Source organism: Burkholderia sp. IMCC1007 (assembly GCF_027257875.1).
GTDB lineage: Bacteria > Pseudomonadota > Gammaproteobacteria > Burkholderiales > Burkholderiaceae > Burkholderia.
Window position 1 is genome coordinate 1 of record NZ_JAPVQY010000128.1, and the last position, 3,275, is coordinate 3,275.

A 3,275-nucleotide genomic window follows, 5' to 3' on the forward strand; every position below is an offset into this window, starting at 1 on the left:
CTGTCCTGCAGAAAGTACAGCCCGACGAACGACAAGCCCGCGTCCACGCTGCCGACAGACAAGCTCTTGAGGCCAGCGAAGCTGCTGCCAGCAAAACGATGCGCACCGGCGGCACCGATCTGCAAGCCGTTAAGCAGCTTGGCCGCGGCCGGCTCCAGGTTCTTGAGGCCTGCCTTGATCTGGCGCAGTGCCGCCTTGGCCTCCCGGTTCACGTCCTGCCCCAACACACCGCCGGCCTGCTTGATGTCGCGCGCCCGCTCCGTCGCATCCTGCCCAAACTGTACGAGCCGTTGCTTGACCTCTTCGGCCGAACCATGAACCCATAGCGTGACGTCGATCAATACGTTGCGAACGTTGGCGTTCGGGATAGTGATCAAGCTCCCCAACAGCATCGCGCGCGCCCCCTTGCCGACAGCCTTTTGCGCCGCATTGGCGTGGCCGCGTATCTCCTCCGACAACAGATCGAAGCACTCGCCTACCGTGAGCTGGATCGTGACCTGAGTGAGCTTGGTTTTTCCGTAGAGCCACGCCGCGCCCATATGGAGATTGTCCAGCGCCGCCTTGGCGCCGATGCTCAGGGTACTGTCCAGGCGATTGGCCGCGTCATGCATCGCGGCGAGCAACTGATCAGCCGCACCGACGATGACACTTCTGCGCCAATCATCACCGTCCTTACTGGTCGCGATGAGTTTGAGCACGTCATAGTATTTCTTGCCCGCATCGTTGGGCATGGCGCCGGCTGCGAACTGCGGCTCAAACGCTTTCTGCAGGTCGGTATGCTGCCCATTCAGCGCGATGTAGGCCGGGCTGTTGGGGTCTTTCAGTAACTGCCGCCATGCCTTGCCACTGGGGCCAAGTACTTGGGGCTTGGGTGTTTCGCCCGCTTTGGCCGGCGACGATGGGGCATCGGTGATACCCCCGGCAAGACAGTCGGCGGCGCTAACGAGACGACATTGCCATGAACGAACATCCGCGTCGGCATAGTCGAACGTCATGATGCGGTTCCAGTCGGCACTGGCCACCTGCGTACCCCAGTCGGTCGCATAGGCATCGATCTGCTTCTGGAAATCGTCGACCGTTTTGTCGTACGCGTCCTGGAAAGTTTTGCGTCCCTTCGGGCCGGTTTCCCAGTAACGTTCTTCGAGTCGCGCGATTCGACTCTTGACCTTGTGCTCGACCGTGGTAGCGCGCTCTTTCGCCGGATCTTGGAACACCGGCGGCACGCCAGCCTCGCTGGGCATCCAGAAATCATCGGCGGGAGGTGGCGTGTCGGCATCCACGAGCTGGGCGATGTAGGCTTTTATGCCCAGCAAGCATTGCGAAGTGAGGTAGGCATATCGCCGCGCCGGCTCCTCACGCCAGTGCTGGCGCAAAGTGCTGACGGAGAGCCGCAAGCTGTTGAGTTCCGCTGCCATGCCCACCGGATCGGGCAAGATGAGGCCCGCTACCCCTTTCTCGAGCCCATGCTGCTTCTCGAGTATGTGCAATTGCGCGCGCATCGCTTGCGCGCGTGCTTGGCGAGGATGCCACGCATGAACGCTACCGAAGTCGCGTGTGTTCGCGGCGTATTCGGCCACGTGCTCGTGGAGTGCATCGCCATGCTCCAGCGCAAGTGCCTGATTGTTCGCTTTTGGATCGGACTTCAGGATGGCGAGATTGATCAGCTTGAATCGCTGGCGATAGTCTGCCGGCAGCGGCTTGCCGTTAGCGTGCTTGCCCGTGCGATACGCATCGAGCGTGGCCTTCGGCCAGGGGTCCTGCGCGAACGCGATCCAGGCCTGCTTGTAGGTTGCCGTGTCGATGTTGATGAACGCAGCACGCAGATCATGCCCGGCATCCACGCACGCCTTCGAGAGCGGCTCGGGTTTCGCGCGCGGCATGGCAAAGGGATTGCATTGACGCAGGTAGCCTTCCGGAGTCACCTGATAGGCGTGCCAGATTTTTTCATCCAGCAGCACATAGACGTAGCCCTGTCGCAGTACACGCAACGCGGTCTGTACCGACGCGTGATGCAGCGCACCCTGCCGCTTGAGCCCCTGGGTAACCGGCATGACGGCGAGCCGCAACGGCAGGATCGGTACGCCCGTGCGCTGACACGCGTTGCAATCTCCGGTGGGATTGGGCGCTGCTTGGCGTGCGGCTCGGGTGAGAGTTTGGCTCGTGCTCATGAATAGCTCACTGCTGCGGGTAACGACGCGACGATGCGCATCCAGGCCGAATCGTCGTAGGTCTCAAAACGCGCCTGTAACGTGGATGTGCCGGCCAACGCGCGCGCAATGTCAGCCTGTACGTGAGGGTGCAGTGGCAAATCCGGATGAATGAACACGCGATGCATGCACAGATCGATGACGTCGGCGCTCAGGCGCCCACGGGTGTCCGCGCACTCTGCCCGCCAGTTCCACCGCCGTCACTCCACCAACCATCCCGCTTCGCCCTCGACCAGGATGCCGCCATGGCTGGTGGTGTCACCCACACGAGCAACGGGTTGGCCCTCAATGCCGCTGCCCGGCGAGCCGGTTTCGATAACGGCCCCGCACCTGGTGCGATCTCCGACCCGCGCCACAGCCCGGCCATCGATCGCAGCAGACGCGAGCCCGCTAGTAAGACTACTGGTGCGAGCAAGGACGGATCGTTCACACGAAGTGCGTCAACGCGCGTGAAGAAGATGCTCCGTTCTTCTCTAGGGATGGGGCGCGGGTTCATAGTCCATTCTGTCCTGTAGTAGAACGGCGCATCACGTGCGGCAACACATGAAAACCGCCAGTCAATCGCCATGAGTTCAGCCCCTCGCCGCCTGCAGCGCTTCCGCTGGCGGTGGTGCGCTCCGCACGTTGAACAGCCGGCAAACGGCGTACCAACACAAGGCCGAGAACAGGTTGTAAGGGAAGAGAATCAGCCACATCGGCAGCAGCCAGTTCTTCTTGCCCTGCCACTCGCCAAGCTCACCGCTGCGCCACGGCGCGTAGTGGCGCCAGGCTTCGGCCGGGGTCAGGCAAATGCGGTGCAACGGCACGTACCACCAGTTGCGTTCGCCAGGCGGCGGCAACTGGTCCGGTCCCTGCTCCATGAACTGACGGATGTATTCCCACACCTGGGCGATGTAGCGCGGATCCGGATCGTTAGGCGCGTTACTGTCGACCCACAGGACGGTGCGATTCTTCTCTTCGCCGGGTGCCGGGCGTGGGCCAAAGGCCAACGCATAGCTCGTGCTGAAGGAGCGGCCGCCAAATTCCGTGCGTGAAAATACACCACCCTCGGTCTGCGCCCAGTCAAAG

2 protein-coding genes and 2 pseudogenes are annotated in these 3,275 nt (G+C 62.2%); all 4 read right to left on the reverse strand.

Annotated features, from left to right (window positions below):
* On the reverse strand, positions 1-2,168 hold a 2,168-nt coding region (locus O1Q03_RS39815; RefSeq protein ID WP_269511579.1), incomplete at its 3' end, for a T6SS effector BTH_I2691 family protein.
* Positions 2,165-2,335 carry a hypothetical protein gene (locus tag O1Q03_RS39820; RefSeq protein WP_269511604.1) on the reverse strand — a complete coding sequence of 57 codons (171 nt, stop codon included), beginning with the start codon at positions 2,333-2,335 and terminating at the stop codon, positions 2,165-2,167. The genes O1Q03_RS39820 and O1Q03_RS39815, both read right to left, overlap by 4 nt.
* Before the next feature lie 72 nt (positions 2,336-2,407).
* Positions 2,408-2,629: pseudogene (locus tag O1Q03_RS40060) on the reverse strand (PAAR domain-containing protein); the annotation flags it as partial.
* 150 nt (positions 2,630-2,779) lie between these two features.
* Positions 2,780-3,275 (reverse strand): annotated as a pseudogene (locus O1Q03_RS39825) (hypothetical protein); the annotation flags it as partial.

Excerpts from the sequence above, each read along its gene's own strand:
- O1Q03_RS39820 (WP_269511604.1), bottom strand. The coding sequence starts at position 2,335 with ATGCATCGCGTGTTCATTCATCCGGATTTGCCACTGCACCCTCACGTA.